The sequence below is a fragment of the Streptomyces litchfieldiae genome (assembly GCF_031845365.1).
Taxonomy (GTDB): domain Bacteria; phylum Actinomycetota; class Actinomycetes; order Streptomycetales; family Streptomycetaceae; genus Streptomyces; species Streptomyces litchfieldiae.
The window spans coordinates 675,211-700,617 of record NZ_JAVREL010000001.1 but is presented as its reverse complement, the minus strand read 5'-3'; the positions used below and the strand labels follow the sequence as shown (position 1 = coordinate 700,617).

General features: G+C 71.9%; 25 protein-coding genes and 2 pseudogenes. 15 read left to right on the top strand and 12 right to left on the bottom strand.

Annotated features, from left to right (window positions below; genetic code table 11):
- Window positions 1-22: 22 nt before the first annotated feature.
- The 4 genes from RM590_RS03295 to RM590_RS03280 are packed head-to-tail and all read left to right on the top strand — an operon-like array spanning window position 23 to window position 4,415.
- A complete protein-coding gene (locus RM590_RS03295; RefSeq protein WP_311702787.1) occupies window positions 23-1,000 on the top strand; it encodes a carbohydrate ABC transporter permease in 978 nt (325 codons plus the stop codon).
- Window positions 997-1,809, top strand: a complete 813-nt coding sequence (locus RM590_RS03290) for a carbohydrate ABC transporter permease (RefSeq protein WP_311702786.1) — start codon at window positions 997-999, stop codon at window positions 1,807-1,809. Before RM590_RS03295 ends, RM590_RS03290 begins: the two co-directional genes overlap by 4 nt.
- Before the next feature lie 9 nt (window positions 1,810-1,818).
- Window positions 1,819-3,372, top strand: coding sequence for a glycoside hydrolase family 3 protein (locus tag RM590_RS03285; RefSeq protein ID WP_311702785.1), 1,554 nt, complete (start codon window positions 1,819-1,821; stop codon window positions 3,370-3,372).
- Window positions 3,372-4,415, top strand: a complete 1,044-nt coding sequence (locus RM590_RS03280) for an SIS domain-containing protein (RefSeq protein WP_311702784.1) — start codon at window positions 3,372-3,374, stop codon at window positions 4,413-4,415. The genes RM590_RS03285 and RM590_RS03280 overlap by 1 nt, the downstream gene beginning before the upstream one ends.
- 77 nt (window positions 4,416-4,492) lie before the next feature.
- Here RM590_RS03280 and RM590_RS03275 read toward each other — a convergent pair whose 3' ends face one another.
- Window positions 4,493-4,681: a hypothetical protein gene (locus RM590_RS03275; RefSeq protein ID WP_311702783.1), complete on the bottom strand. Its 189-nt coding sequence runs from the start codon at window positions 4,679-4,681 to the stop codon at window positions 4,493-4,495.
- Window positions 4,682-4,750: 69 nt separating this feature from the next.
- Between RM590_RS03275 and RM590_RS03270 the strand changes: the two genes are divergently transcribed.
- Window positions 4,751-5,296: an EamA family transporter gene (locus RM590_RS03270; protein ID WP_311702782.1), complete on the top strand. Its 546-nt coding sequence runs from the start codon at window positions 4,751-4,753 to the stop codon at window positions 5,294-5,296.
- Window positions 5,297-5,300: 4 nt separating this feature from the next.
- On the opposite strand, the gene RM590_RS03265 is transcribed toward RM590_RS03270, so the two are convergent.
- On the bottom strand, window positions 5,301-6,059 hold the full coding sequence (locus RM590_RS03265) for an SDR family oxidoreductase (RefSeq protein WP_311702781.1): 759 nt from the start codon (window positions 6,057-6,059) through the stop codon (window positions 5,301-5,303).
- 83 nt (window positions 6,060-6,142) lie between these two features.
- Here RM590_RS03265 and RM590_RS03260 point away from each other — a divergent pair, with 83 nt between their 5' ends.
- Together RM590_RS03260 and RM590_RS03255 are read left to right on the top strand one after the other, a co-directional pair.
- Window positions 6,143-6,751: a TetR/AcrR family transcriptional regulator gene (locus RM590_RS03260; RefSeq protein WP_311702780.1), complete on the top strand. Its 609-nt coding sequence runs from the start codon at window positions 6,143-6,145 to the stop codon at window positions 6,749-6,751.
- Between the two features lie 355 nt (window positions 6,752-7,106).
- Complete coding sequence (locus RM590_RS03255; RefSeq protein ID WP_311702779.1) at window positions 7,107-8,600, top strand: sensor histidine kinase; 1,494 nt, start codon at window positions 7,107-7,109, stop codon at window positions 8,598-8,600.
- 170 nt (window positions 8,601-8,770) lie between these two features.
- Here the strand turns inward: RM590_RS03255 and RM590_RS03250 are convergent, their stop codons facing one another.
- Window positions 8,771-9,028 carry a WhiB family transcriptional regulator gene (locus tag RM590_RS03250; RefSeq protein WP_059012246.1) on the bottom strand — a complete coding sequence of 86 codons (258 nt, stop codon included), beginning with the start codon at window positions 9,026-9,028 and terminating at the stop codon, window positions 8,771-8,773.
- A gap of 335 nt (window positions 9,029-9,363) precedes the next feature.
- Complete coding sequence (locus RM590_RS03245) at window positions 9,364-10,332, bottom strand: diacylglycerol/lipid kinase family protein (RefSeq protein ID WP_311702778.1); 969 nt, start codon at window positions 10,330-10,332, stop codon at window positions 9,364-9,366.
- Window positions 10,333-10,394: 62 nt separating this feature from the next.
- On the opposite strand from RM590_RS03245, the gene RM590_RS03240 reads away from it, so the two are divergent.
- The gene (locus RM590_RS03240; protein ID WP_311702777.1) at window positions 10,395-10,829 is read left to right on the top strand and encodes a hypothetical protein; all 435 of its coding nucleotides are present in this window, start codon (window positions 10,395-10,397) and stop codon (window positions 10,827-10,829) included.
- Window positions 10,830-10,860: 31 nt separating this feature from the next.
- Here RM590_RS03240 and RM590_RS03235 read toward each other — a convergent pair whose 3' ends face one another.
- The 3 genes from RM590_RS03235 to RM590_RS03225 form a co-directional block, all read right to left on the bottom strand.
- The gene (locus RM590_RS03235) at window positions 10,861-11,904 is read right to left on the bottom strand and encodes an RNA polymerase sigma factor SigF (protein WP_311702841.1); all 1,044 of its coding nucleotides are present in this window, start codon (window positions 11,902-11,904) and stop codon (window positions 10,861-10,863) included.
- Window positions 11,829-12,242 carry an ATP-binding protein gene (locus tag RM590_RS03230; protein ID WP_311702776.1) on the bottom strand — a complete coding sequence of 138 codons (414 nt, stop codon included), beginning with the start codon at window positions 12,240-12,242 and terminating at the stop codon, window positions 11,829-11,831. Before RM590_RS03230 ends, RM590_RS03235 begins: the two co-directional genes overlap by 76 nt.
- Before the next feature lie 287 nt (window positions 12,243-12,529).
- Window positions 12,530-13,006 carry an NUDIX domain-containing protein gene (locus RM590_RS03225; RefSeq protein ID WP_311702775.1) on the bottom strand — a complete coding sequence of 159 codons (477 nt, stop codon included), beginning with the start codon at window positions 13,004-13,006 and terminating at the stop codon, window positions 12,530-12,532.
- 161 nt (window positions 13,007-13,167) lie between these two features.
- Between RM590_RS03225 and RM590_RS03220 the strand changes: the two genes are divergently transcribed.
- Entirely contained in the window at window positions 13,168-15,444 is a 2,277-nt protein-coding gene (locus tag RM590_RS03220; protein WP_311702774.1) for a HelD family protein, read from the top strand.
- A 4-nt stretch (window positions 15,445-15,448) separates the two neighbouring features.
- Here the strand turns inward: RM590_RS03220 and RM590_RS03215 are convergent, their stop codons facing one another.
- Window positions 15,449-16,186: a CTP synthase C-terminal region-related (seleno)protein gene (locus RM590_RS03215; protein ID WP_311702773.1), complete on the bottom strand. Its 738-nt coding sequence runs from the start codon at window positions 16,184-16,186 to the stop codon at window positions 15,449-15,451.
- Window positions 16,187-16,277: 91 nt separating this feature from the next.
- On the opposite strand from RM590_RS03215, the gene RM590_RS03210 reads away from it, so the two are divergent.
- Window positions 16,278-17,159: a LysR family transcriptional regulator gene (locus tag RM590_RS03210; RefSeq protein ID WP_311702772.1), complete on the top strand. Its 882-nt coding sequence runs from the start codon at window positions 16,278-16,280 to the stop codon at window positions 17,157-17,159.
- Between the two features lie 3 nt (window positions 17,160-17,162).
- On the opposite strand, the gene RM590_RS03205 is transcribed toward RM590_RS03210, so the two are convergent.
- Window positions 17,163-17,411 (bottom strand): hypothetical protein, encoded by a 249-nt coding sequence (locus tag RM590_RS03205; protein WP_311702771.1) that lies wholly within the window; start codon window positions 17,409-17,411, stop codon window positions 17,163-17,165.
- 453 nt (window positions 17,412-17,864) lie between these two features.
- Between RM590_RS03205 and RM590_RS03200 the strand changes: the two genes are divergently transcribed.
- The 3 genes from RM590_RS03200 to RM590_RS03190 all read left to right on the top strand — a co-directional run bounded on the left by RM590_RS03200 (window position 17,865) and on the right by RM590_RS03190 (window position 20,970).
- Entirely contained in the window at window positions 17,865-18,494 is a 630-nt protein-coding gene (locus RM590_RS03200) for a hypothetical protein (RefSeq protein WP_311702770.1), read from the top strand.
- A 105-nt stretch (window positions 18,495-18,599) separates the two neighbouring features.
- The gene (locus RM590_RS03195; RefSeq protein ID WP_311702769.1) at window positions 18,600-19,082 is read left to right on the top strand and encodes a general stress protein; all 483 of its coding nucleotides are present in this window, start codon (window positions 18,600-18,602) and stop codon (window positions 19,080-19,082) included.
- A 121-nt stretch (window positions 19,083-19,203) separates the two neighbouring features.
- Window positions 19,204-20,970 (top strand): ABC transporter ATP-binding protein, encoded by a 1,767-nt coding sequence (locus tag RM590_RS03190; RefSeq protein ID WP_311702768.1) that lies wholly within the window; start codon window positions 19,204-19,206, stop codon window positions 20,968-20,970.
- A gap of 54 nt (window positions 20,971-21,024) precedes the next feature.
- Here RM590_RS03190 and RM590_RS03185 read toward each other — a convergent pair whose 3' ends face one another.
- Both RM590_RS03185 and RM590_RS03180 read right to left on the bottom strand, forming a co-directional pair.
- Window positions 21,025-21,417 carry an NUDIX domain-containing protein gene (locus RM590_RS03185; protein WP_311702767.1) on the bottom strand — a complete coding sequence of 131 codons (393 nt, stop codon included), beginning with the start codon at window positions 21,415-21,417 and terminating at the stop codon, window positions 21,025-21,027.
- Complete coding sequence (locus RM590_RS03180; RefSeq protein ID WP_311702766.1) at window positions 21,387-21,992, bottom strand: XRE family transcriptional regulator; 606 nt, start codon at window positions 21,990-21,992, stop codon at window positions 21,387-21,389. The genes RM590_RS03185 and RM590_RS03180 overlap by 31 nt, the downstream gene beginning before the upstream one ends.
- Before the next feature lie 50 nt (window positions 21,993-22,042).
- Here RM590_RS03180 and RM590_RS03175 point away from each other — a divergent pair, with 50 nt between their 5' ends.
- Window positions 22,043-23,008 (top strand): threonine ammonia-lyase, encoded by a 966-nt coding sequence (locus RM590_RS03175; protein WP_311702765.1) that lies wholly within the window; start codon window positions 22,043-22,045, stop codon window positions 23,006-23,008.
- Window positions 23,009-23,763: 755 nt separating this feature from the next.
- Here the strand turns inward: RM590_RS03175 and RM590_RS03170 are convergent.
- Window positions 23,764-25,004: pseudogene (locus tag RM590_RS03170) on the bottom strand (IS701 family transposase).
- 211 nt (window positions 25,005-25,215) lie between these two features.
- On the opposite strand from RM590_RS03170, the pseudogene RM590_RS03165 reads away from it, so the two are divergent.
- Window positions 25,216-25,371 (top strand): annotated as a pseudogene (locus RM590_RS03165) (IS5/IS1182 family transposase); the annotation flags it as partial.
- Between the last annotated feature and the right edge of the window lie 36 nt (window positions 25,372-25,407).

The window sequence follows — 25,407 nt, the reverse complement described above, 5'->3', positions numbered from 1 at the left end:
CACCTTGCGAGGGAACCGACGCATGACCGTGGATATCGAGGAAGCCCCCCCGTCCCGGGTATCGGGTGCCTCCGCCGCCGGCCCGCCGCGCCGCCGGGCGCGGCGCGGACTGCCGTCCGGCTGGGTGCCGTACCTGCTGATCGCACCGGCGGTCGCGGCCATGCTCGCGGTCCTCGGCTACGCCCTGGTCCGCAATCTCCTCATCTCCTTCCAGGAGTTCGGCCGCCGCCAGTTGATCTCGCGGACCACCGAGTGGACCGGCGTCGACAACTACCGCACGGTGCTGGAGGACGACCGGTTCTGGGACTCGGTCGTGCGCACCTTCGCGTTCATGGCCGTCAACGTCGTACTGATCATGGTCATCGGCACCCTGACCGGCCTGCTGCTCCACGCGCTGGGCAGCAAGATGCGGCTGCTGCTCTCCATCAGCCTGGTGGCGGCCTGGGCGATGCCGGTCATCGCGACCACCACCGTGTTCCAGTGGCTCTTCGACACGCAGTTCGGCGTCGCCAACTGGGTCATGCGCGGCCTCGGCTTCGACGGCTACGAACAGCACAACTGGTTCGGCAGCGGCCTGTCCACGCTCACCATCGTCACGGTGCTGATCGTCTGGGCCTCGGTGCCGTTCGTCGCGCTCAACCTCTACGCCGGGCTGACCACCATCAGCGGCGAGATCCTCGAGGCCGCCCGCATGGACGGCGCCTCCGGGTGGCGCATCTTCTGGTCGATCCTGGCCCCGATCATGCGGCCGTTCTTCCTGATCACGACTTTCCTGGAGATCATCTGGGTCTTCAAGGCGTTCACCCAGATCTACGCCATGAACGAGGGCGGTCCGGACCGCGAGTCCGAGACGCTGCCCGTCATGGCGTACATGGAGGGCATGGGCCAGAACCAGTACGGCACCGCCGCCGCCATCTCGGTGCTGACGCTGGTGATCCTGCTGGTCGCCATGTCCTTCTACTTCCGCCTGATCTTCAAGCAGGAGAAGGAGCAATCATGAGGAAGGTCTGGCTCAACGGCTCGGCCCTGGCGCTGTCGGTGCTGTTCCTCTTCCCCGTGTACTGGATGTTCGCCACCTCGTTCAAGAGCAACTCCCAAGTGCTCACGAGGGATCCGGTCTTCCTGTTCACGCCGACGTTCGAGCACTACTCCACCGCCACCGAGGTGGACCTGTTCTGGACCTATGTCGGCAACAGCTTCGTCGTCACCCTCGGCGCGGTCCTGCTGGCCCTCGCGGTGGCGCTCGCCGCGAGCTACGCCATCGCCCGGATGCGCTTCCGCGGCCGCCGTGGCATGGTGCTGGCCGTGATGATGGCCCAGATGGCGCCCTGGGAAATCCTCATCATCGTGGTCTATCTGAACGCCCGTGACCTCGACATGCTCAACAGCCTAGGCAGCCTGACGATGATCTACTTCGTGATGGCGCTGCCCCTCACCATCTGGACCCTGCGTGGTTTCATCGCCGCGGTGCCCGGCGAGCTGGAGGAATCCGCCATGATCGACGGCTGCAACCGCACCCAGGCGTTCTTCCGCGTCATCTTCCCGCTGCTCGCCCCCGGACTGATGGCCACCTCGCTCTTCGGATTCATCATGGCGTGGAACGAATACGCCATGGTCCTCGTGCTGAACAAGGCGCCCGAGGCGGCCACCCTGCCGCTGTGGCTCACCCAGTTCCAGACGAACTTCGGCAACGACTGGGGCGCGACCATGGCCGCGTCCTCCCTGTTCACCATTCCGGTGCTGATCGTCTTCGTCCTCCTCCAGCGACGGGTCACCGGCGGCCTCGCCGCGGGTGCCGTGAAGGGATAGCGCTCGCCCATGACGACTGCCGTTCGGAACTCCGACACCGTGACCCGGGACGCGCTCGCCGTCCTCCAGCCCACGTTCGACGGCACCACGGCCCCGCCCGACTGGCTGCCCAGGCAGCTCGAGAACGGCATGACCGGCGTCGGACTCTTCGGCCGCAACGTGGTCTCGCCCGAGCAACTGACCGGCCTCACCGCCCAGTTGCGGGACGCCAAGCCCGAGGTGCTGATCGCCATCGACGAGGAGGGCGGGGACGTCACGCGCCTGGAGGTGCACGGCGGCTCCTCCTTCCCCGGCAACCACGCCCTCGGCAGCGTGGACGACCCCGACCTGACCCGCGCCGTGGCCGCCGAGCTCGGCCGCCGCCTCGCCGAGTGCGGCGTCACCGTGAACTGGGCACCCTCCGCCGACATCAACACCGACCCCGGCAACCCCGTGATCGGCGTCCGCTCCTTCGGCGACGACCCCGAACTGGTCGCCCGGCACACCGTCGCCTATGTCGAGGGGCTCCAGAGCGCCGGCGTCGCCGCCTGCGTCAAGCACTTCCCCGGCCACGGCAACACCAGCGTCGACTCCCATCTGGCGCTGCCACGCATCGACATCGACCTGCCCACCCTCCACGAACGTGAACTGGTCCCGTTCAAGGCCGCCATAGCGGCGGGCACCCGCTGCGTGATGAGCGCCCACATCCTGCTGCCCGTGCTCGACCCCGACCGCCCCGGCACCCTCAGCCCCGCCGTGCTCACCGGACTGCTGCGCGCCCCCGCCGCCGACGGCGGGCTCGGCTACCAGGGCGTGATCTTCTCCGACGCCATCGAGATGCGGGCCGTCGCCGACACCTACGGGCTCGACCAGGGCTGTGTGCTGGCCGTCGCCGCCGGCGCCGACGCCCTGTGCATCGGCGGCACCCCCTCCGACGAGGCCGAGGTGCTGCGCCTGCGCGACGCGCTGGTGGCCGCCGTCCGCACCGGCGAACTGCCCGAGGAACGGCTCCACGACGCCGCCGAACGCGTTCGCGCCCTGGCCCGCTGGACCGCCGGCGCGCGCCGCGCCGCCGAAGGCCCCGTCGCGCCGGCCGGGAACATCGGCCTGACCGCCGCCCGCCGCGCCCTTCGCCTCACCCGCCCCCACGAGGCGGGCCCCTGGGAGCCGCCGGCCCGCGCCCCGTACGTCGCCTCGTTCCCGCCCGTGGCCAACATCGCCGTCGGCGAGCACACCCCCTGGGGCGTCGGCCCCGAGCTGGAGCGGCTGCTGCCCGGCACCACCCACGGCAGCCACACCCGCGCCGACGCCGAACGAGCCGGCCCCGACGGCCTGGTGGCCGAGGTGCTGACGGCCGCCGGCGACCGCACCGTCGTGGCCGTCGTCCGCGACGCGCACCGGCACCCCTGGATGGCGTCCGCGCTGGACGCGCTGCTGGCCGCCCGGCCCGACACCGTCGTCGTCGAGATGGGCGTGCCGCACGCGCCGCCCGCCGGGGCCCTGCACATCGCCACACACGGCGCCGCGCGCGTCTGCGGCCGGGCCGCGGCCGAGATCGTCGCCGGCCGCCGGGCGGAGGACTGATGGCGGCCGGGCGGCTGATGGCCGCCGAGATGGCCGAGCAGCCGGCCGTGCTGCGCCGGTTGCTGGAGGAGGGCGCGCCCCGCATCCGCGAGGTCGCGGCACGGATCGCCGACCGGGCGCCCCGTTTCGTCCTGCTGACCGGACGCGGCACCTCGGACAACGCCGCGCTCTACGCCAAGTACCTGCTGGAGATCCTGCTCGGCAAGCCCTGCGGGCTGACGTCGATGTCCACCACCACCGCCTACGCGGCGCGGCCCGACCTGACCGACTGCCTGGTCATCGCGGTCAGCCAGTCCGGCGGCTCGCCCGACCTCGTCGCCTCCACGGCGGCGGCCCGCCGGGCCGGGGGCATCACGCTGGCCGTGACGAACAACGCCGACTCCCCGCTGGCGCGCGCGGCCGAGTTCCACATCGACGTGCTGGCCGGCCCGGAACGGGCGCTGCCCGCGACCAAGACCTACACCGCCGAACTGCTGGCGCTCTACCTGTTCGTGGAGGGCCTGCGCGGCGGCGACGGCGCCGCGTCCGCGCGGCAACTGCCCGGGCTGGCCGAGGAGATCCTGGCCCGGCACGAGGAGGTCCGGCGGCTGGCCGGCCGTTACCGCTTCGCCGAACGGATGGTCCTCACCTCGCGCGGCTACGGCTACCCCACCGCGAAGGAGGCCGCGCTCAAGCTGATGGAGACCAGCTACATCCCCGCGCTCTCCTACTCGGGGGCTGACCTGCTGCACGGCCCGCTGGCCATGGTCGACAACGTCTCCCCGGTCATCGCGATCGTCACCGACGGCCGCGGCGGGCAGGCGCTGCGGCCGGTCCTGGACCGGCTGCGGGACCGCGGCGCCGACCTCGTCGTGATCGGCCCGAAGGCCGAGGTCGAGGCGGCCTCGGCCGGTTTCGCGCTGCCCACCGAGGGCGTTCCCGAGGAACTGCAGCCGATCCTGGAGATCCTGCCCCTGCAACTCCTCGCCCACGAGGTGACGTTGGCCAGGGGCCAGGACCCGGACGCCCCCCGGGCGCTGTCGAAGGTCACCGAGACGCGCTGACCCGGCGGGACTCGGTTCCCTGGGAACGGGCACCCGCGGTGGATGGGTGTCTTCCTCGCGCTGGCCTCGGCGGTCTGCTACGGCATCGTGGACTTCGCCGGCGGACTGCTGTCCCGCCGGGTCCACTTCGCCGTCGTCACCTTCGCCGGACAGCTCGGCGGCCTGCTGTGCGCGGCGGTGGCCGCCGCGCTGGTGCCCGCCGAGCACGTCGGCGCCGGCGACCTGCTGTGGGGAGCGCTGTCCGGCGCCGGCAGCGGCTCGGCCATGCTCCTCCTCAACCGCGGCGTGAGCCGTGGCGCGGTGAGCGTCGTGATCCCCATCAGCGCCGTCACCGGGTGGCGCTGTCGGTGCTGTGCGGCGTGGCGTTCCTGGGGAACCGGCCCACGCTCCTGGCCTGGACGGGCATCGTCGTCACCGTGCCCGCGCTGTGGTTCGTCGCCGGCGGCAGGGTCTCCGGCCGCCCCGGCACCGGCCCGGCGGCGGCCGACGGCCTGCTCGCCAGCGCCGGGGTGGCCGTGCAGTACATCGGGCTCGGCCAGGCCGACCCGGCCAGCGGCCTGTGGGCGGTGGCCGCCGGGCGGGTGGCCGCCGTCCTGGTCCTGCTGCCGGTCGCCGCGCGGGCCGGCGCCGCCCGGCTCCGGCAGCCGCCGGCCGACCTGGCCAAGGCCGCCGCGATCGGCGCGGGCGCCGCGCTCGGCCTCATCCTCTATCTCCGGGCGGCGCACGAGCAGATGCTGGCCATCGCCGTCGTGCTGGCCTCGCTGTACCCGGCCATCCCGACCGTGCTGGGCCTGGCGGTGCTGCACGAGCGCCTCACCCCGAGACAACTGGCCGGCCTCCTCGGCGCGGCCGGGGCCACCGTCGCGCCGGCCCTGGGCTGACCCCCTACAGGAGCGCGCCGCCCGTGGCGTCCAGCCACTGGCCGGTGACCCAGCGGCTGTCGTCGGAGGCCAGGAAGCCGGCGATGTCCGCGACGTCCGGTGCGACGCCCACCCGGTTCAGCGGGGAGGCCGCCGCCATGGCCCGGCGGGCCGGTCCGTCGGGCCGCAGCCAGTCCGCGTTCATGTCCGTGTCGATCGCGCCCGGCGCCACCGCGTTGACCGTGATGCCGCGCGGGCCCAGCTCCTTGGCCAGGCTCGCGGTGAGCTGGTCCAGGGCGCCCTTGGACATCGTGTAGGCGACGATGTCCGGCATGTTGCCCGCGCGCTGGGTGAGGCCCGTCGAGACGTTGATGATCCGCCCGCCGTCGCGCAGCCGGCCGAGCGCGAGCTGGGTGATGAAGAACGGCGCCTTCGTGTTCACCGCGAACACCCGGTCGAACTCCTCGGGCGTGGTGCCCGCGATCCCGACGCGCGGCACGTTCACGCCCGCGTTGTTCACCAGGATGTCCAGCCCGTCGGCCCGTTCGTCGAAGGCCGCCCACAGCGCCTCGGCGTCCCCGGGCTCGCCCAGCCGCGCCCGGATCGTGAACGCCTCGCCGCCCGCCGCCTCGATCGCGGCCACCGTCTCCTTGGCCGCGGTCTCGTCCTGTCCGTAGTGCACCGCGACGCGGGCCCCGTCGCGCCCGAGCCGTTCCGCTATGGCCCGCCCGATGCCGCGGTTGCCGCCCGTGATCAGGGCCGTCTTTCCCGTGAGCACGCCCATCGCGCCGCCCACCCTTTCTCTAGTGGTCGCTACAGAAAGAACGCTAGCACGCTTTTTGAAGTGGCCGCTATAGAATGGTGGACATGACGGCGAAACCTCGCGGCCGACCCCGGTCCTTCGACCGGGACGCCGCCCTGGACCAGGCGATCAAGGCGTTCTGGGAGCACGGCTACGAGGCCACCTCGGTCGCCGACCTCACCCGCGCCATGGGCATCGGCGCGCCCAGCCTGTACGCGGCCTTCGGCGACAAGAAGGCGCTGTTCGAGGAGGCCGTCCGGACCTACGTCGAGCGCTACGGCGGCTTCATCGGGCGCGCGCTGGCCGAGGAACCGACCGCCCGCGCCGCCCTCGCCCGGGCGCTGCGCGAGGCCGCCGAGGAGTACACCCGGCCGGGCCGCCCGCACGGCTGCCTGGTCATCTCGGCCACCGCCCCCGCGGACACCGCGACCGACGTGGCCGCCTCGCTGGCCGCCATGCGCGAGCACAACGTCGGGCTGTTCGAGAGCCGCATCCGCGCCGACATCGCCGCCGGCGTGCTGCCGCCGGACACCGACGCCGCCGCCCTGGCCCGGTTCACCGGGGCCGTCATCCAGGGCATGAGCCAGCAGTCGCGGGACGGGGTGGGCCGGGCCGAGCTGGAGGCCGTCGCGGAGGCGGCGATGCGGGCCTGGCCACCGGAGACGCGGAAGTGATCCGGAACGACACCGGAACGGACCCGGAAAAGAAAAGAGCGCCCGGAATGTGAACCGGGCCACCCACGGGCCGCGGCGCCGGGGAGGGACCCTCAACCCTCTCGGCACCGCAGCCCGGAGCGATGCGGGCCCTGGACGCCGTCAGGGCAGAGAGCGTCGTGGGGCCCCGCTCTGCCCTCCTGTGCGGGGAGGGCAGAAGTGCTCGCTTGCCTCATTCTGAACCGCACCCCGGGCGTGTGTCCATGCTCTGAACGGACTTCTCCGCCCCACCCCGTCCATGTCATCGCTTCTTGATCGCATCTCGATCGCAACGGACCGCTTCGCGCGCGCCGGTAAGCTCGCCAGTGTGCCATCCATGAACGACCTCGTCCGCCAGCACACCGACCTCGGGGAACGCGACCTCGAGTGGCTCCACCTGCTGGTTTCCGAGTGGCAGCTCCTGTCCGACCTCTCCTTCGCGGACCTGGTCCTGTGGCTGCCCACCAGTGACGGCACACGCTATGTCTCGGTGGCCCAGATGCGGCCCAACACCGGCCCCACCTCCTACCAGGACGACATGGTCGGCCACCTCGTCCCGCGCGGCCGGCGCCCGCTGCTCGACGTTGCCCTCGACGAGGGCCGGATCGTGCGCGAGGGCGACCCCGAGTGGCGCGAGGAGGTGCCGGTGCGCGTGGAGTCCATCCCGGTCCGCCGCGAGGGCCGCGTGCTGGGCGTCATCGCCCGCAACACCAACCTGCTCACCGTGCGCACCCCCAGCCGCCTGGAGCTCACCTACCTCCAGAGCGCCTCCGACCTCGCGCAGATGATCGCCGGCGGCGCGTTCCCGTTCCCCGGCCAGCAGGTCGGCATGGACCGCGCGCCCCGCGTCGGCGACGGCTTCATCCGGCTGGACGCCGACGGCGTCGTCCAGTACGCCAGCCCCAACGCCCTCTCCGCCTACCACCGGCTCGGGCTGGCGGCCGACCTGGTGGGCCTGCCGCTCGGCCCGACCACCGCCGAGCTGGCGCCCACCCGCGGCCCCGTGGACGAGTCCCTGGTCAAGCTGGCCAGCGGCTGGGCCCCGCGCGAGGCCGAGATCGAGGGCAACGACTGCGTCATCCAGCTCCGCGCGATCCCCCTCAAGCCCAAGGGCGAGCGCATCGGTTCCCTGATACTGCTCCGCGATGTGACCGAACTGCGCCGCCGCGAGCGAGAGTTGATCACCAAGGACGCCACCATCCGAGAGATCCACCACCGGGTGAAGAACAACCTTCAGACCGTCGCAGCCCTGCTGCGGCTCCAGGCCCGCCGTATCGGCGCGACCGGTGACAGCAGCGCCCGGGCCGCGCTGGACGAGGCCGTGCGCCGGGTGGGTTCCATCGCGATCGTGCACGAGACCCTCTCGCAGAACCTGGACGAGCGCGTCGAGTTCGACGAGATCGCCGACCGCGTGATCGCCATGGTCGCCGAACTGTCCCCGGACGGCCGGGTGACGGGCCGCCGCACCGGCCGGTTCGGCATCCTCGACGCCGAGACCGCCACCCCGCTGTCGATGGTCCTCACCGAGATCCTGCAGAACGCGCTGGAGCACGCCTTCCCGCCCGGCGAGCGCGGCGCGATCGAGGTGGGCGCGACCCGCACCGACGCCGCCGCCCGGGAAGCCGGCCGCCTGCTGGTCACGGTCCAGGACAACGGCCGTGGCCTGCCCGAGTCGTTCGACCCGCACAGCGACGGGAACCTCGGCCTCCAGATCGTCCGCACCCTGGTGGAGGGCGAGTTGGGCGGCCGGTTCGACATGGTCGGCGCCACCGGCGGCGGCACCCGCGTGGTGCTCGACCTGCCGCTCGACCAGCGCGACCCCAAGCGCTGACCGCCGTCGGCCCCGGAGCGCAACGCAGTGAGCCCCGACCCGCGGTGGTGACGTGCACTTCGCGGGTCGGGGCTCAACGCTTGCGCGGTGGGCACCTCTTGTGGTGCTGCGCGTGCTGCGGCTCGGGGCAGCGAGTGGCGGGTGGCGGGACTAGGGCGCGTCCCGTGGACTCAGGCGCTGGCCTTGCGCGCCCGGTTGCGAGCGGCGCGGCGCTTCATGGCGCGGCGCTCGTCCTCGCTCATCCCGCCCCAGACACCGGAGTCCTGGCCGGACTCCAGAGCCCACTGCAAGCACTGCTCCATGACGGGGCAGCGGCGGCAGACGGCCTTGGCTTCCTCGATCTGCAGCAGCGCAGGACCGGTGTTGCCGATGGGGAAGAAGAGCTCAGGGTCTTCCTCGCGGCAAACGGCGCTGTGACGCCAGTCCATGTCTGCTCCATCTCCTGCACGTTGCAGTTACATTGCTTGTGAATGTGAACGCTTTCACGAATCCCCCCACAAAGTCGAGCCGTTGCTCAGCGTCTTCCGAGGAGAGGAGCTTCGCTGCGGATCCCGCAGGATGGGGGAGAGGATTCGGGCTCTCAAGGGGGCCGAGGGCTCGGCCGTCCCGATCGCCATGTAGAGGTTCGCAAACCTGGGCTGCGGATACAACCCCTTCCGGAAAGTTTTTTTTGAATCCTTGGTGTCGGCTAGCTCACAGCCCTACTTCCCTCGGGTGGAGCCTGCACTAAACGTTCGAGTGGAAGGAGTTTGCGGGGTTCCGCTCACACAATCACACGCAGTGCACGGCGTACGCCTGTGAAGCTGACGCTCGTACGCAGCCCCAGGTGGTCACCATCAAGCTGAAACGGCAGTGGCACCTGCGATTGCAAGGTGAAGTGGGCTTCGTCGTGCAGGGACACGACATGCTTGCCGGTGAGCCCGCGCTCGGGCGAGGAGCGCAGCAACTGGGTCGCGTACCGGGTCACCGCGGCGGACGAGAGCCGGGTGAGTCCCAGCAGGTCGAGGCCGGTGTCGAAGGAGGCGCGGGGCGCCGCGTACATCGGCCGGTTGCCCAGGAAGGTCCATGGCGCGGTGTTGCAGACTATCGACAGCACCAGCCCCTCGACGGGCTCCTGGCCCTCCCGGCGCAGCGTGATCGATCCCCGTGTCCGCTGCCGGTCGCCGAAGAACTGCCGCAGGGCCTGCCGCACATACAGCGCGTGCGTCGAACGCTTCCCCCGCTCCCGCTGGGACTCCACCCGGCCCACCACGCCCGCGTCGAAGCCGTAGCCGGCGTTGAACGTGAACCAGCGGCGCGGCACTTCGGCGTCCGCGGTGCCCGGGGTGCCCTCGGCCAGGCCGAGCCCCACGGCCCGCTCGGACTTGGCGTGCAGCGCATCCAGCAGCGCCCCGGTCGCCTCGACCGCGTCGTTGGGCAGGCCGAGCGCGCGGGCGAACACGTTCGTCGAGCCGCCGGGCACGACGGCCAGCCGGGGCAGATGGCCGGTGTCGGGCCCGTCGTGCAGCAGGCCGTTCACCACCTCGTTGACCGTGCCGTCGCCGCCGAGTGCGATCACCACGTCCGTCGAGCCCTGCTCCGCGGCCTGCTGGGCGAGCCTGCGCGCGTGCCCCCGGTACTCGGTCGCGGCGACCTCCAGCTCGAGGTCGCTGGCCAGCGCGTGGGTGAGAACGTCACGGGTCCGCGCACTGGTGGTGGTGGCGACCGGGTTGACCACGAGGAGTGCGCGCATGACAGGCAGAGTACCCAGGCCAGGGCGGTGGGGGCGCCGGCGGTGGGCTATACGCTTGCGGGGTGAGCGAGAACAGCGCCGAGGAGAGCGGGCGGACCGTCACGGCACGGCCGCGCACGGTGACCGTCGCCGCCCTGCTCTGCGGGCTCCAGGGGGTCGCGCTCGCCGCGCTCGGCGCCGTCATGCTGGTGCTGGCCGCGACCGGGGAGCCGGACGACATGACCCAGGCGGTGACCGGGGCTGTGACCGTGCTGGCGCTGGCCGTGCTGCCGCTGGCCGCGGGCCACGGGCTGTGGCGGCTGCGCCGCTGGAGCCGGGGGCCGGCCGTGCTGACCCAGCTTCTCGCGATCCCCGTCACCTGGACGCTGCTGGGCAGCGGCGGGCTCTGGCCGGTGGCGGCGGTGGGCCTGGGGGCGAGCGCGCTCGCCGCCCTCGGCTGTCTGATGAACCCGACCGCGACCCGGGCGCTCGGCGTGGGCCCGCGCCAGGCGGCCTGACCCCACGCCGTTCCCACAAGGCCCGGCCGGTCTACTCCTCGACGAGCAGCTTCTCGCGCAACTGGGCCAGGGTGCGGGCCAGCAGCCGGGACACGTGCATCTGCGAGATCCCGACCTCCTGCGCGATCTGGGACTGGGTCATGTTCCCGAAGAAGCGCAGCAGCAGGATCTTCTTCTCGCGCGGGGGCAGCTCCTCCAGCAGCGGCTTGAGCGACTCCCGGTACTCCACGCCCTCCAGGGCGTCGTCCTCGGCGCCCAGGGTGTCGGCCACGGCCGGCGACTCGTCGTCGGTGTCCGGGACGTCGAGCGAGAGGGTGCTGTAGGCGTTCGCCGATTCGAGCCCCTCCAGCACGTCCTCCTCGGAGATGCTGAGGCGCTGCGCCAGCTCGTGCACGGTCGGCGCGCGGCCGTGCTGCTGGGACAGCTCCGCCGTCGCCTGACTCAGCGACAGCCGCAGCTCCTGGAGGCGCCGCGGCACCCGCACCGCCCAGCCCTTGTCCCGGAAGTGCCGCTTGATCTCGCCGACCACGGTGGGCGTGGCATAGGTGGAGAACTCCACGCCGCGCTCCGGGTCGAAGCGGTCCACCGACTTGATCAGGCCGATGGTGGCGACCTGGGTGAGGTCGTCCAGCGGCTCGCCGCGATTGCGGAAGCGGCGGGCCAGATGCTCCACCAGCGGCAGGTGCATCCGGACCAGGCTGTTGCGCAGCTCCGCGCGCTCGGGCGATCCCTCGGGCAGCTTGCGCAGTTCGACGAAGAGATCGCGTGCCGCGCCTCGGTCGTGCGCGTCGGGCAGCGTCCGCCGCGGCGCGGGCCGGACCGGCTCCGCCCGCTCGTGCTCCGGATGCCCGGACTCCGGCCGCTCGGGCTCCAGTTGTCCGGGCTCAAGCTGCTCAGGGATTGCCGCGGCGCCGACCGGCTGTTGGCCGGATCTCGCCGCCTGTTCCACCTCGTTCACCTCGGCCCCCTCGTCCCGTGCCGGCGGCCCCTGTGCGCCGGTCACGGCGCTCCGGGGGCGGCGCCGCGCTTCTTGTGCAGGCTGATGCTGACCGTCTTGTCCTCGGCGACGGTCGATTCCACCTCGCCCGCGAGCGCGGTCAGTACCGTCCAGGCGAAGGTGTCCCGCTCGGGCGCGTGGCCCTCGGTGGTGGGCGCGGAGACCGTCACGCGCAGCGCGTCCCCGACCAGGGTGAAGACGCAGTCGAGCACGCTGCCGGGGATGGCCTGCTGGAGCAGGATCGCGCATGCCTCGTCCACCGCGATGCGGAGATCCTCGATCTCGTCGAGGGTGAAGTCCAGCCGGGCCGCGAGACCGGCCGTGGCCGTACGCAGCACGGACAGATAGGCACCCGCCGCCGGCAGCCGGACTTCCACGAAGTCCTGCGATCCGGGCTCACCTGGGATTGGGGACACCCTCACCTCCACAGAGACTCACACTGTTTGAGCGCTCCCGGGCACCGCTGAGGTGCCCCGGCCGCCCTGCGACGCTACCGCGATCCATGGCGCCCTGTCGCCTGGCCCCGGCCGCGGCCGGCGTCCTGACCACCTCGGCTGTATTACTCATCGTAATGCATTCGGTGCGTTCTGTGGCCACTGCGGAAGCGTCAATTCCTTGGTTTTTCTTCGGCGTTGCGCACGAGGGCGGCGCCATGATCGCCGATGGTACTGCCCCCGCGGGGAACGTGGTGCCGCTGTCCGCGTCAGGGCCAGCCGTGCAGCGTGATGCCGGTTTCGCCCTTCAGGCAGCGCCGGATGACCTGGTCCGCGGAGAAGACGATCTCGCGCGGCAGGTCGCCGGTGCTCACCCAGGTCACCTCGGAGTGCTTCTCCGGCTCGGCGTTGAGCAGGGTGCCGCGCCAGCGCTCGGTGAGGAAGACGACGGTGAGAAAGCCGTTGGGGGACTCGACGCCGTGCGCGGCGTGCACAACGTGGATCAGCCGCAGGTCGGCCGGGTCGGCGATCAGCCCGGTCTCCTCCTTGAGTTCGCGCACGGCGGTGGCGGTGATCGGCTCGCCGGGGTCGCTCTTGCCGACGGGCAGGTCCCACAGCCCGCGCCCGAACTTGGCGCGGGGGCCGCGCCGGAGGAGTACGACGCGGTCGGTGTCGGGGTCGTGGACGACGACGGCGGCCACGAGCAGTGTCATCGAGTCGACGGCCGGCGGAAGGGGGGTGGTCATGCCCCGAGCCTAGGCCGGGGCGGCGCGCGGGCGCACATGAAAAAACCCCGCCGCGCAATTGCGACGAGGTGAACTCCGCGCTATTCTCCGTCGTTTGGAGACCAAAATTCGGGTAGCAGAATCTGACCCGCAGAAGTCATCTTAGCGAATAGGGGAGTCGCGTGTCAACAGGCGGAGCGAGGGGCGAACAGGAATACATTTCCCGGCTTTACGGACGGCTCGACGAGCTGCGCACCGAGGCCCGGCAGCGGCTCGACCAGGTGCTGGCCACCACCGGTCTCGGCCATCAGGGCCTGGCCGAACGGGACGTGGCCGCCGCCGAGTTGGCGGCGCGCACGGCCCGGCTCGACTCCGTGGAGAACGGGCTGTGCTTCGGCCGCCTCGACCTGCGCGGCGACGAGCGCCGTTATATCGGCCGCATCGGAATTCTCGACCACACGGGCGAGTTCGAGCCGTTGCTCATCGACTGGCGGGCGCCGGCGGCGCGTCCGTTCTATGTCGCCACCGCGCATTCCCCGGACAACGTCCAACTCCGCCGCCACATCAGGACCTCGGGCCGGACGGTGACCGGGGTGGTGGACGAGGAGTTCGGCGCCACGGCCGAGCCGGCCGGGGACACCGCCCTGCTCGCCGCCGTCAACGCCGCCAGGACCGGGCGCATGAGCGACATCGTGGCCACCATCCAGCGCGAGCAGGACGACATCATCCGCTCCCCGGGCACCGGCGTCCTGGTGGTCCAGGGCGCGCCGGGTACCGGGAAGACGGCGGTGGCCCTGCACCGCGCGGCCTACCTTCTGTACACCCAGCGTGAACGGCTGTCCCGTAGCGTGGTGTTGATCGTCGGCCCCAACCCCGCGTTCCTGCGGTACATCGGCGAGGTGCTGCCGTCGCTCGGCGAGACGGGCGTGCTGCTCGCCACCGTCGGCGAGCTCTACCCCGGCGTCCGGGCGATGGTGACCGAGCCGCCCGCGACCGCCGAGCTCAAGGGGCGGGCGGCGATGGCCGAGGTGGTGGCGGCGGCCGTGCGCGACCGGCAGCGGGTGCCGGAGGAGGGCCTGGAGATCGAGCACGAGGGCGCTTTGCCGCGGCTGGACGCCGCCGCCTGCCGCCGGGCCCGGGACCTGGCCCGGGAGACCGGGCTGCCGCACAACCAGGCCGCCGAGGTGTTCCATGGGTTGATCGTCGACGCCCTGGCCCGCCGTGTTGCCGACCGGTTCGGCACGGATGTGATCGACGGCAGCAGCCTGTTGACCGATGCCGACCTGGAGACGATCCGGGGGGAGTTGGCGACCGCCCCCGAGGTGGCCTCGGCGGTGGCCGCGCTGTGGCCGCCGCTCACGCCGCAGCGGCTGCTCACCGACCTGTTCGCCTCGCCGGAACGGCTGGCCGCCGCCGCGCCCGCGTTCACCGCCGCCGAACGCGCGCTGCTGCTGCGCCCGGCGCACCACTCCGGCTGGTCACCGGCGGACGTTCCGCTGCTGGACGAGGCCGCCGAGCTGCTGGGCGCCGACGAGCGCGCGGCCCGTTCCGCCGAGGCGGCGCGGCAGGCCGAGCGGGAGGAACAACTGGCCTTCGCGCAGGAGGCGTTGGACATCGCCTATGGCTCCCGCGCGACCGACTTCGACGACGGCGACGAGGCCGAGCGGCTCTCCGCGTTCGACCTGGTCGACGCCGAGGAGCTGGCCGAGCGGCACGCCGAGGCGGACCACCGCACCCCGGCCGAACGCGCCGCGGCCGACCGCACCTGGGCGTTCGGGCACATCGTGGTGGACGAGGCGCAGGAGCTGACCGCGATGGCCTGGCGGCTGCTGATGCGGCGCTGCCCCGCCCGTTCGATGACCATCGTCGGCGACATCGCGCAGACCGGCGACCCCGGCGGCGCGGCCTCCTCCTGGGGGCGGGTGCTGGCCCCGCACGTCGGCGACCGCTGGCGGCAGGCGGAGCTGTCGGTCAACTACCGGCTGCCGGCCGAGATCGCCGCCGTCGCGGCGGGTGTGCTGCGGCGCATCGACCCGGCCCGGCGGGCGCCGCGCGCGGTCCGCGCCACCTCGGTGGAGCCCTGGCGGCACGCGGTCCCGCGCGGCCGACTGGCCGCCGAGGCGGTCGAGTTGGCCGCCCGGGAGTGCGCGCGCACGCCCGAGGGCCGGGTCGCCGTGATCGCGCCCGAGGAGCTGCTGCCCGCGCTGGCCGGCCGGTCGGCGGGCCTGCCGGATCGCGTGGACGTGCTGGGTGTGCGGCGGGCCAAGGGACTTGAGTTCGACGTGGTGATCGTCGTGGATCCCGGCGGCATCGAGTCCGCGTCGCCGCGCGGGCTGAACGACCTCTATGTCGCCCTGACCCGCGCGACGCAGCGCCTCGGGGTGGTGCACGCGAGCGACGGGCCCCCGCCGCCGCCCCTGCCGGACCTGCGCCCGCTTCAGCGGCCGGGCGCGGAGTGAGGGGTCAGCGCGTCGCCGGTGTCGCCGCCGCGGCGGCCGGGTGGCCGGCCGCCGCGCGCGCCAGGGCGGTGATCACCGGGTGGGGGCGGCTGCCGTCGCCCGCCAGCTCCGGCTGGAAGAGCGTGGCCAGGAAGAACGGGTGCCCCGGCAGCTCGGCCACGCGCACCGCGCCCGCCGTGTCGGCCCCGGTGAACGCCAGCCCCTGCGCGCGCAGCACCGGCAGATAGTCCGGGTTCAGCTCGAACTCGCAGTGGTAGCGCTCGACGGACCGCTCCGCGCCGAAGACCCGCTCGGCCAGGGAGCCGGGCTCGATGCGGACCTCGCCCTCGTGGCCGACCAGCGAGCAGGCCACCGGCGTGATCAGCGGCTCGGTCGTGCCCGGCTCGTTCTCGACGTGCCCGGCGGTCGTCAAACCGCAGACGGCGCGCGCGTATTCGATAAGCGCGTGCTGGAAGCCGGCACAGGTGCCCAGAAACGGCACACCCCGCTCGCGCGCCGTGCGCACCGCGGCGAGTGCGCCCGCCTCGCTGGCGTAGGGGCTGCCCGGCACCAGCCAGATGGCGTCGAAGCCGTCCAGGGCGCCGGGGCGCTCGGCGTCGCCGGTCGGTATCCAGTACGTGTCGAGCGGCAGCCCCTCGTGCTCGGCGAGGGCGTGCAGCAGGCCCGGGATGCGGAGGTGGGAGCGGACGGCGGGGGAGCGGTCGCCGACGACGGCGAGCCGGGGGATGTGTGCGGAGGTCATGACGGCATGGTGCGGGACGCGCGGGCATCAGCGCCAACGATGATTTACGGCCGGTGTATCAGCGTTCCTTATCGTCGCTGATACTGGGCGCGTGGACCCTCATCTGCTGCGCACGTTCGTGACCGTCGCCCGCCATGGCTCGTTCTCGGCCGCCGCCCGCGAGTTGGGCTATACGCAGTCGGCGGTCTCGCAGCAGATAGCCGCGCTGGAGGCGGATCTGCGCGCGCCGCTGCTCGGCCGCCGCCCGGTCGTCCCGACGCCGGCCGGCGCGCGGCTGCTGGAGCACGCCGGTCCGCTGCTGCTGCGCGTCGAGGCGGCCCGCGCGGATATCGCCCGGCTGGTGGCGGCGCCGCGCGCCCGGCTCGCCGTCGGCGTCTCGGCGCTCGCGCAGTCGCCCTCGCTGGCGGGCGCGCTGGCACAGACCCACCGGCAGCACCCGGGCGCCGAGGTGACGCTGCGCGTGCTGCCGGGCGAGACGGTGTCCGCGCTGGTGGCCACCGGCGAGCTGGACCTCGGGCTGATCGACGGCGCGGTGGCGCCGACCGATCCGCTGCATCTGCCGGACGTGTCACCGCTGACGGCCCGTGCCGTGGCCGAACTGCCTCTCGCCGTCGCGCTCCCCGCGCACCACCCGCTGTCAGCCCGCACCGGGCTGCGGCTGCACGACCTCTCGGATGCCCGCTGGCTGGACGCCCCCGCCGCGGCCGTGCCGCTGGCCCGGCTGCGCGCGGCGGCCGCCGCCGACGGCTTCCGCCCGGCGGTCGGCTACGCGGGCGCCGACCCCGCCGGGCTGCTCGCCCTGGTCGCGGCCGGCCATGGGCTGGCCGTGCTGCCGCACGCGACGGCGGAGACGGCACCGGGCGTGCGGGCCGTGCCGCTGGCCGCGCCCCGGCTGGTCCACCGGGTTGAACTGATCCATTCCGGACCGCCGACCGGCCCGGCCGCCGATCTGGCCGCCCGCCTGGTGGCGTGAACGTCAGCGTTCCGGGTGCCAGGAGGGCACGAACTCCTGGTGGACGGCCGGCACGCGCCGGAACGTGAGGGCCGGTGATTCCGCCCCGGCCCGTGATTCCGTCCCGGCAGCCGGTTGCGGCAAGTCGGGGCGCTCCCACCATTCCTCGCCCGGCTTGTCCCACCACTCGCGCGGGGCGTACCCGATGGCCATGACTCCGAGGGACAGGAGACCGCGGAGGAGGCCATGCAGAAACCGGGGGCGTTCGGCCATGACCGGGCTCCTCGCGTTCGTTTCATGGTCGTTTCCTGTTCAATAAGTTGCTAACTCCCGACCACGAAACAGTCAAGGTCCCGGTCGTTCCCTCCTCGCTCAGGCCAGCGACTGGCCGCCGTCCAGCGTCAGCACCGAGCCGGTCGCGTAGGAGTTGGCCATGAGGAAGACCGCCGCCGCGCCGGCCTCAAGGTCAAGACCGAGGAGAGGTGGCGGCCCGCCTCGGGCCGGCGCCGGGCGCCCGGCCGCCGCGCTGACGGGCGGGGCGACGGTTCGGTGAAGGGTCGTGAAATGACCTGTTCACGCGACCAGTTGGTCCCTTCCGTGGCCGAGGCGTCACGGACATGTCACGAACTCGCCGGTCACTTTCCCAACGCGGCGGCCGACGGGGCATCCTCCTCGCACAGGCCGCCGGGAGACGCCCGGCGACCACCGACCGAGGGGGAGACGGGCGTGCGGAACCGTCGCGTCATCGCCACCATCGCCATGTCCGTCGTGATAGCCGTCACGCTCAGCGCGTGCGGCGACGGCAGTGGCCGCAGGGGGCGTTCCAGCAGCGGGGGTTCGAGCTCCAGCGGGGGCCACTCCGATTTCGACGACGACGACCTCGATGACCTGGACGATCTGGACGACCTGGGGAGCGACGGCGGCAGCCTCGACATGAGCGAGGAGCCCGGGGGCCCGACCTCGACCACCCTGCACTTCGACGAGTCCTACGCGTGGGACGACGGCCTCACCGTGACCGTGTCGCAGCCGGTCGAGTACCCCAACCCCGGGCCCGCCGACCTCGTTCCGGACGGGGAGACCCCGTTCACCGCGGAGGTGACGATCGTCAACAACGGTGACGTGCCGGCCGACCTCTCCCAGCTCCGCCTCATGGCCGAGTCCCCGGCCGGCGGCTCCGGCACCACGGTCGGCATTGACGGCACCGGCCTCCCGGAGGGCACCCTGGCGCCCGGCCAGACGCAGGAGGTGCTCCACGCCTGGAGCCTGGACCTCGACACATACGGCCGGGACGTGGAGATCTCCGGCACGTGGTTCGGCAGCATGGACACCCCGCTGTGGAGCGGCCAGGTCCTGTGACACGCGCGCCGGTGCGCCCCACGGGGAGGGCGCACCGGCGACGCCTCGCGTTGCGGGGGCGGCGGGCCGGGGCCACGCTGGGGGCAGGAGGAAGGGAGCCCTGCGATGACCCAGAAACCACCCGGGGTGCGGGCCGACCGCCCGGTCGTCGGGACGTATCCCAATTACCCGCAGGCCCAGCGCGCGGTCGACTTCCTGTCCGACAACGAGTTCCCGGTGGAGCACACCGCCATCATCGGCTCGGACCTGCGCATGGTGGAGACCGTCCTGGGCCGGCTGACCCGGGGCCGGGCCGCCGCGATGGGGGCCGGCACCGGCGCGTGGTTCGGGCTGCTGATCGGCCTGCTGCTGTCGGTGTTCGCCGGCGAGGGCAACGCCGTGGTGGTGCTGATCCTCAGCGGCATCGTCTACGGCGCGGTGTTCGGCGCCGTCTTCGGCTTCGCCGGCCACGCCTTCACGCGCGGGACCCGCGACTTCTCCTCGCGCAGCCAGATCGTCGCGGCCCGTTACGACGTGGTGGCCGACCCGGAGGTGGCCGAGGAGGCGAAGAACATGCTGATCAAGCTGGGCTGGCGGGAAGGGGGCTGAACCGGCCGGAGATCACGTCTTTGTGCTGCTTTGGGCGGCGCACGGCAGGGGGAAGAGGAGCAGGGGCCGGACCACCGGCCCGCGTTCAATGTGCTCCCCTGCCAGATGAAAGGTCCCAGCCGTGGCGTCGCCGGAAGGCCCACTCGACCACCGCTACAGCGGCGAACATCCCGTCCGCACCCTCGCCTACCTCTTTCGCGCCGACCGCTGGCGGCTGCTCGCCGCGTTCGTGGTCTTCACCGTCAAGCACAGCCCGATCTGGCTGCTGCCGCTGGTCACCGCCGCCATCGTGGACACCGTGGTGCTGCACCTGCCGCTGGCCCGGCTGTGGAGCAGCGCCGGGCTCATCATGGTGATCCTCCTGATCAACCCGCCGCTGCACCTGCTGTGGGTGCGGCTCATGTACGGCAGTGTGCGCCGCACCGGCACCGCGCTGCGTTCCGCGCTGTGCACGCGCATGCAGCAGCTTTCCATCGGCTACCACTCGCGGGTGAGCGCGGGTGTGCTCCAGACCAAGGTCGTCCGCGACGTGGAGACCGTGGAGCAGATGGTGCAGCAGACCTCGGAGACCGGCCTCGGCGCGGCCACCGTGCTGATCGGCGGGCTGGTCATCATCACGATACGGACCCCGCAGTTCCTGCCCGTCTTCTTCCTCGTGGTCCCGGTCGCCGCCCTGCTGGTGGTCCGGCTGCGCAGCAGGCTGCGGCGGCACAACGAGATCTTCCGCCAGGAGGTGGAGCATCTCTCCTCGCGGGTCAGCGAGATGACGCGGCTCATCTCCATCACTCGCGCCCACGGCCTGGAGCGCGACGCGCTGCGCCGGATGGACGCCACCCTGCGGCGGGTGCTCGACTCGGGGCAGCGCCTGGATCTGCTCAACGGCCGGTTCGCGTCCCTGACCTGGGTGTTCCTGAACGCTCTCGGCGTCAGCTTCCTCACCGGCGCGGCGCTGATCGCCTACTTCGAGGTGTGGCCCATCACGCCCGGCGACGTGGTGATGCTGAGCGCGTTCCTCACCACGCTGACCAATTCGACCAGCACCCTGATGGGGCTGACCCCCGTCATCACCAAGGGACTTGAATCGGTCCGTTCCATTGGGGAGGTGCTCCAGGCCCCCGAGCTTGAACAGAACGCGGGCAAGGCCGAGGTGTCCGACGTGCGGGGCGCGGTGGAGTTCCGGAACGTCGGCTACGTCTACGAGGAGGGCGGCCGGCCGGCGGTGCGCGACTTCACGCTCTCGGTGTCCCCCGGCGAGACGGTCGCCCTGGTCGGCGCCTCCGGCGCGGGCAAGTCCACCGTGCTGAATCTCATCATCGGCTTCATCCGTCCCACCTCGGGCCAACTGCTCCTGGACGGAACGGACATGAACACACTTGATCTGCGCAGTTACCGTCACTTCGTGTCCGTCGTGCCGCAGGAGTCGATCCTCTTCGAGGGCACCGTCCGGGAGAACGTCGCCTACGGCATGGACAGCGCCGACGACGAAACGGTCCGGGGGGCCCTGCGCGACGCCAACGCCCTGGAGTTCGTGGACCGCCTCCCGAACGGACTCGACACGGTCGTCGGCGAGAACGGCGCCCGCCTCTCCGGCGGCCAGCGCCAGCGCCTGGCCATCGCCCGCGCCCTGATCCGCAACCCCCGCGTGCTGATCCTGGACGAGGCCACCTCGGCCCTGGACACCCACTCCGAGGCCCTGGTCCAACAGGCCCTGACCCGCCTGGTCACCGGCCGTACCACGTTCGTGGTCGCACACCGCCTCTCCACGATCCGCAACGCGGACCGCATCGTGGTCATGCGGGACGGCGGCATCGAGGAGATCGGCTCCCACACGGAACTCCTGCGCCGCGGCGGCGCGTACACGACGCTCCAGAGCGCCCAACTGGCCTGAACGGCAAAGGCGCCCGGCCTCGGCGGAGGCCGGGCGCCCTTCCGGCCCGGACGGTCAGAGCACCGGCAGCACGCGGTTGAAGAACGCGCGGTCCTCCTCGAAAACGGGCCGCAGCTCGGCGAACTCCCGTGCGGTGACCCACCGTACGGCGCTCACCTCGCCCGGATGCACGACCACGTCGCCGTTCCCGGCCTCGGCGGTCCACCAGTGCAGGCGATACCTTCCGTCGGCGGTGTGCGACTCCCAGACCTTGCGGCCGGGTGCGACCCGCAGGCCCACCTCCTCGCGCACCTCCCGCACCAGGGCCTCCTCCTGGGTCTCCCCGGGCTCGATCGTGCCGCTGAGCGGCGCCCAGTATCCCGGCATCCGGGCCAGCGGCCCCCGCTCGATGACGAGCACCCGCGGGCCGCGCCTTATCACCGCGACGATCGCTTCTCTCCGGTCCATCGGACGTCCTCCTTCCGCTCGGGCGCGCCGAACGGCGTCTGGATGACGAGCAGCCCGCGGGCGTCGTCCCCCAGCGCCTCGTACAGGTGGGGCACGTCGGCGGGGAAGCGCACGAAGTCGCCGGCCGCGAGCTCCACCGGCTCCTCCCGGGGGCCTATGCGCACCCGGCCCTCCTGGAGGACGAAGCACTCGACCACCCCGGCCTGATGCGGCTCCGAATGCCGCGGCGCGCCCGCACGGATGACCAACTCGTAGAGGTCGGTGCGCAGATGGGGATCGAGGTGGTCCAGCAGACGGCCATCGACCGCGGACCCGCCGACCCACGACCCCTCGCCGGCGCGCACCACCCGTGCGCGGGGCGCGCGGACGTCGACGATGAGGTCCGCCAGCGACGCGTCGAGCACCTTCGCCAGCGCGTACAGGGTGTCGAGCGTGGGGTTGCCCCGGCCCGATTCCAGCGCCGTGAGCGTGGCCCGCGCCACTCCCGACTTACGGGCCAGCTCCGCTGTCGTCAACTGCCGACGGGCGCGCAGACGACGCAGGTTCATGCCGACGGCGTTGACCGGATCATCCATAGTGGCTAGTTTAATAGCCGCCACTGACTGCTTCAATAGCCAAGGATCCCATGCCCCAACCTCTCGTCGACGTCGACCAGATCGCGAAGGCCGCCGCCTGTGTGACCCCCGTGTTCCGCGACACACCGCAGTTCCTCGCCGAACGGCTCGGCGAAGCGGTGGGAGTGCGGACGCTGTTGAAGGTCGAGACCGTCAACCCGATCCGCTGCTTCAAGGGGCGCGGCACCGACTTCCTCGCCCGGACCCGCCCCCGCGGCGACGTCCTGGTGTGCGCGTCGGCCGGGAACCTCGGGCAAGGACTCGCCTACTCGGGACGTGAACACGGCCTTTCCACCGTGATCTTCAGCGCCCCCACCGTCACCCCGGACAAGCTCGCGGCCATGCGCCGACTGGGCGCGCAAGTCCACCTGGTCGACGGCGACTTCGACGCCGCCCGGCAGTCCGCGACCGCGGCGGCCGAACGGCACGGCTGGACCCTCGTGGAGGACGGCAGCACCCCTCCGCTCGCCGAAGGCGCCGGAACGATCGCGGTGGAGCTGACCCGGGGCGGCCCGGTCCCCGACGTGGTCCTGGTGCCGGCGGGCAACGGCTCCCTGGCCTGCGGCGTAGCGGCGTGGTTCAAGTCCGTCGCCCCGTCGACACGGGTCATCGCCGTCGGCGCGGCCGGCGCACCGGCCACTCAACGCGCCTGGCACACCGGCGACATGGCGCCCAGCACGACACCGACGACCACCATCGCCGAGGGCCTGGCCGGCCGCGTACCGGCACCCCGCGCCGTGGCGGACATGCGCGCGACGGTCGACGAGTTCATCCTGGTGAGCGACCATCAACTGCTCGACGCCATGCGCCTGCTGCTGCGCACCACGGGCCTGATCGCCGAACCATCCGGAGCGGCGGCCCTCGCCGGCGCGGCCGCCCTGAGCAGCCGACTCGCGGACGCCCTCGCGGCCGTGGTGATCACCGGCGCGAACGCCGACCACCGGCTGCTCCTCCCGCCCCCGGAGCCGCCGACATGAACGCGCACCGCGTGGGCCGACCGATGTCGGCGGAAAAACGACCGCACCCGGTCCGTAACTGACACCGTGTTCGGTGGCCGCGGACCGGGTGCGGGCCGATGGCGCTGTGATCAGGCCTTCTTCGTCTCCTAATAATGGGCCGGGTCGGTGACCTGCGGGGATCCTTGCTGTGGGTCGCTGACCTGGCCTTTTGGCGATTGGTGGCGATGGGGTGCGACGGTCTTTGGCGGGTGTCTTGCGGACTGGGTGCGGACTGATGGCGGCTCGGCGTTATCTCCGTGATTACGGACTTGGCGTCGTTCTGGTGACGGATGTGGGGCCCTGTGACTGTCATTCACCGGCCGATGCAGGATCTCCCCCGTCGTGCTGTAGAAGGAGTGCAGCCGGAGGCACCCCGGCCCGTCTCGTAGTCGAGGACGACGGCACTCCCCATCCTGCGGGTACACGATCCGTGACGACGGAGTGGAGGCAGTGACCGTCCCAAGGTCTCTACTCCATCTCTTGCGATGCTGGATGGGGCCGAGAGTCGGTGCCTGCGGTCGGTCATGATGCCAGCACCGACAGTGCGATGACGACCCGCAGGGTGCCCAGGGCAGAGTAGCGGGACGATTCCTACGGACATTCGTAGAGGGCGGAGGCCCCTTGCTTAATGCGCATGGAAATGTCGTAGGTGCGCGAGACTGGTTGCCTGGTGCCGAGGTGATGACTCTGTATGCGTCGTCGGCACTTAGTACTCCAGCCGTAGATCGTGATCTTCATGGCTGTGCGGCTGCCTGCCGTCGGTAGTGTGAGTTGCGGGCGCGGGCTTGGTATCGGCGTCGCCACTGCGACCAGCGGAGTCGGTGCCGGAGGGCGTGAACCGGGCTGATCAGCGCGGTGAACAGGTGCTGGATCTCGTTGGCGGTCAAGGGGATCAGGTCGTCGGGTGTGGGATGGTCGTGACGTTCGGTGGCTGCGGTGATGGCGAGGAAGGCGTGGGCGAGCATGGCGAGGGTGACCCAGCGGTGCCAGGAGGTCCAGCGGCGGACCTGGTGCTCGTCGAGGCCCGCCAGACCCTTGCCGGCCTGGAAGGTCTCCTCGACCGTCCAGCGTCGTCCGGCGACGCGTACCAGCTCGGACAGCGGGACCGGGTGCGGTGAGAAGCAGCGGTAGAAGGCGAGTTCGCCGGTTCGCCGGTTGCGGCGGACCAGCAGCCACCGGTGCCCGGGCCGTCCGGCTGGGCCGATGATGTCGACCTGGGCCCAGTCGTAGTACCGCTCGCCCTTGGCGCCCGCTCCGGCCGACAGCCGCTGCCAGGCCCGCTTCGGGATGCGCGCGGTCAGTGCCTTCGCCTGGAACTTTCCGGCGCGCGTGGCCACTCGGTGGGTGCTGGAGATGGCCAGCACGTAGCCGATGGGGCGGGTTTCCAGCGCGGCCCGCAGGTGCGGGTTGTCGCCGTAGACCTCGTCGCCCGCGATCCAGCGGGCGGGCGTGCCCGCGTCCAGCGCCCGGAGGATCATTCGGGTGGCCAGTTGGGGCTTGGTCGCGAAGGTGAGGTCGTCGGGGATGCCTGCGGCCTGGCACCGGTCGGGGTCGTCGGTCCACGAGCGCGGCACGTACAGGGCCCGGTCGATCGCGGCATGGCCACGTGCGGCGGAGTAGACGAGGTAGACGGCGACCTGGGAGTTCTCGATCCGCCCGGCGGTGCCGGTGTACTGGCGTTGGACGCCGACCGTCGCGGTGCCCTTCTTCAGGTCGCCGGTCTCATCAACCACGAGTACCGCCGCGTCGTCGGCGAGGTGCTCGACCACGTAGGCGCGCACGTCGTCGCGGACCGCGTCGGCGTCCCACTTCGCACGGTGGAGCAGGTGCTGCATGCCGTCCGGGCTGGCGTCGCCCGCGTGCTCGGCCAGGGTCCAGCAGTTCTTTCTTGGCAGGTCCGCGAGCAGGCCAGCACCAACGCCGTTGCGCGGCGGCGGGGTTCAACCCGCGCGAACCGGCCGGCGACGCGGCCCATCAACTGATCGAACATCGCCCGCCACCGGGCAGGCACTACGCTGTGACCCGCGGCCACCGCCTGATCTTCGTTTGTCGACACAACTCACGATGATCAACGGTGGCCGCAACCGTCTCCGCACCGCCCCGACCAGCAAGATCACGATCTACGGCTGGAGTACTAGGGCGCGTATCGAGTCGTGATCAATCTGCGGGTTGTGCCTTCGACCCTACAAGAACGGAACACCGTTGAACGACTGATCAACAAGCTCAAGGCATGGCGAGGCATCGCCACCCGATACGACAAGACCCCCGACAGCTACCTCGCCGGCCTCCACCTGCGCGCCTCAATGATCTGGGTCAAAGACCTCACCCGGACCACCCCTTGATCACGACTCAATACGCGCCCTAGCACACCGCGCACA